Origin of the sequence: Methylobacterium sp. B1, assembly GCF_000333255.1 — a bacterium.
GTDB lineage: Bacteria > Pseudomonadota > Alphaproteobacteria > Rhizobiales > Beijerinckiaceae > Methylobacterium > Methylobacterium fujisawaense.
Genome location: NZ_BACT01001065.1, coordinates 1 through 2,238 on the forward strand (window position 1 = coordinate 1; position 2,238 = coordinate 2,238).

Annotated in this window: 2 protein-coding genes and 1 pseudogene; all 3 read left to right on the plus strand. The window is 73.7% G+C overall.

Annotated elements, in window-relative coordinates; all coding sequences use genetic code 11:
* Positions 1 to 232, plus strand: a pseudogene (locus I53_RS29610) (cytochrome ubiquinol oxidase subunit I); the annotation flags it as partial.
* Positions 233 to 238: 6 nt separating this feature from the next.
* Positions 239 to 1,225: a cytochrome d ubiquinol oxidase subunit II gene (cydB, locus tag I53_RS29615; RefSeq protein WP_043357872.1), complete on the plus strand. Its 987-nt coding sequence runs from the start codon at positions 239 to 241 to the stop codon at positions 1,223 to 1,225.
* A 47-nt stretch (positions 1,226 to 1,272) separates the two neighbouring features.
* The coding region (locus I53_RS29620) for an FUSC family protein (protein WP_043357874.1) at positions 1,273 to 2,238 on the plus strand (966 nt) is incomplete at its 3' end.

The following is a 2,238-nucleotide window of genomic DNA, read 5'->3' on the forward strand; positions in this document are numbered from 1 at the left end:
GACGCCGTTCCTGACATCCCCGCAGGTGGCGACCTCCCTCGCCGTGTTCGGCGCGGTCTACGCGCTGATCTTCGCGGCCGGCACCGTCTACATCTACCGCATGCTCAGGGCCGGCATCCTGCCGACGCCCGCGCATGCGGGGAGCGCCGCCAACCCCAAGAGGCCGCTCGCCGTACCGGGCGACAGTCCCGGCACACCCGGCGCCACGCCGACTGGCACACCGGCGGAGTGAGCAGCCATGATCGAATGCTGGGCCGCCGCCCTCGCCCTCACCCTGATGCTCTACGTGCTGCTCGACGGGTTCGACCTCGGCGTCGGCATGCTGTTCGGGATCGCCCCGGACGAGGCGGCGCGCCGCCACATGATGCAGGCGATCGCCCCGGTCTGGGACGGCAACGAGACCTGGCTGGTTCTGGCCGCGACGATCCTGTTCGGGGCCTTCCCCGCGGTCTACGCGCTGCTGCTCTCGGCCTTCTACCTGCCGCTCCTCCTGATGCTCGCGGCCCTGATCCTGCGCGGCGTCGCCTTCGAGTTCCGCTACAAGTCCCGGCGGCTGCGGCGGGTCTGGGACGCGGGCTTCGTCGGCGGCTCCTTTTGCGCGGCCTTCGTGCAGGGCGTGACGGTCGGGGCGCTGGTGCAGGAACTGCCGGTCCGGGACGGGCTCTATGTCGGTGGGGCGTTCGGGTGGCTCACGCCCTTCTCGCTGCTCTGCGGGCTCGGCCTGTGCCTCGGCTACGCGCTGCTCGGCGCCGCGTGGCTGTGCGGCAAGACCGAGTCCGACGTGCGCGACCTCGGCTTCCGGCTGCTGCCGCGGCTCCTGCTCGGGGTGCTGGCCTTCCTGGGCGCGGCCTTCGTGTACGCGCTGGCGATCAACCTGCGGGTGCTGCACCGCTGGATCGAGCGGCCCGAGATGCTGGTCCTGCCCCTCGTGGGGGCCGCGGCCTGCGCAGGGCTCCTCTACGCGGCGCGGCGCCGGAACGACGCCCTGCCGTTCCCGCTGGTGGCGCTGATCTTCGCCGCCGCCTTCGCGACGCTCGCCGCCTCGTTCCTGCCCTACATGGTGCCGTTCAGCGTGACGGTGACCGAGGCGGCGGCGCCGGAGGCGAGCCTGTCCTTCATGTTCTGGGGCGCGGGGATCGTGGTCCTGCCGATCACCCTGATCTACACCCTGGTCGTCTATCGGGTGTTCAAGGGGAAGGTCGACGTCGCCGAGCATTATGAGTGAGCCCGCGACCGGGCTCCCCGACCCGCCCCGGCCGCTGAGGCCGCGCCGTGGCCGGTGAGGTCGCGCTCTCCGAGGACGCGCCGGGCCTCCTGCAGCGCCTCGCCGCGTGGTGGCCGCGGGAGGCGGCCGAGGCCGTGCGCATCGCGCTCACCGCCATCGCGGCGATCTGGCTCGCCATGTGGCTCGAACTGGCGCTGCCGCACTGGGCCGGCTGGACGGTCATCTCGGTGACGCTCGCCACCCGCGCGGCCTCCCTGCGCAAGAGCCTGTGGCGGGCCGGCAGCACGCTTGTCGGCGTCACCGTCGCGATGGTGCTGGTGGCCAATTTCGCCCAGGCGACCCTGGCCTTCGACCTCGCGCTGGCCCTGTGGATGGGCCTGCTCACCGCGGCCTCCAGCGTCGAGAGCGGCCAGCGCGCCTACGGCTTCGCCTCCATGGGCTTCACGGTGCCGATCATCGCCCTGGCCGACGTGCAGAGCCCCGAGACGGTGTTCCAGATCGGCGTCGACCGCTGCTCGACGATTCTGCTCGGGATCGGCTGCGCCTACGCGTCGAACGTGTTCGTGGCGCCGGGCGTCCCCGCCGTCAGCCGCGCCCTGGCGGGGCGGCTCGAGGCGGCCGCGCAGGCCTGCGACGCCTGGATGGCCGCCCTGCGGCGGGGCGAGCGGCCGGGCCCGATGCCCATCGCCGCCGTGATGACGCTCGGCGAGGAGGTCACCGACACGTTCACCGAGCAGCCCTCCCTCCGTTCCGGCGGCCGGGGGATCCGCAACGCCGCCCCCCGGCTGCGGCGCGTGCTCGCTGCAGGCCTGCTGCGGGCCCTGCTGCCGGACCGGCCGGGATCGCGCTCGACCGACCTGATCGGGGCCGGCGGGGCGATCGCCGTCCGGCAGATCGGGCGCGTCCGGGTCTCGGCGCGGCTCCTGCGGGCCGGGGGCCGGGTGGGACGGCGGCGCGTGCCGTTCCGCCCGCACCTGCTCCTGTGGAACGACCTGGACGGGACGGCGGCACGC

Coding starts and splice junctions, on each gene's coding strand:
- cydB (WP_043357872.1), top strand. CDS start 239: ATGATCGAATGCTGGGCCGCCGCCCTCGCCCTCACCCTGATGCTCTAC.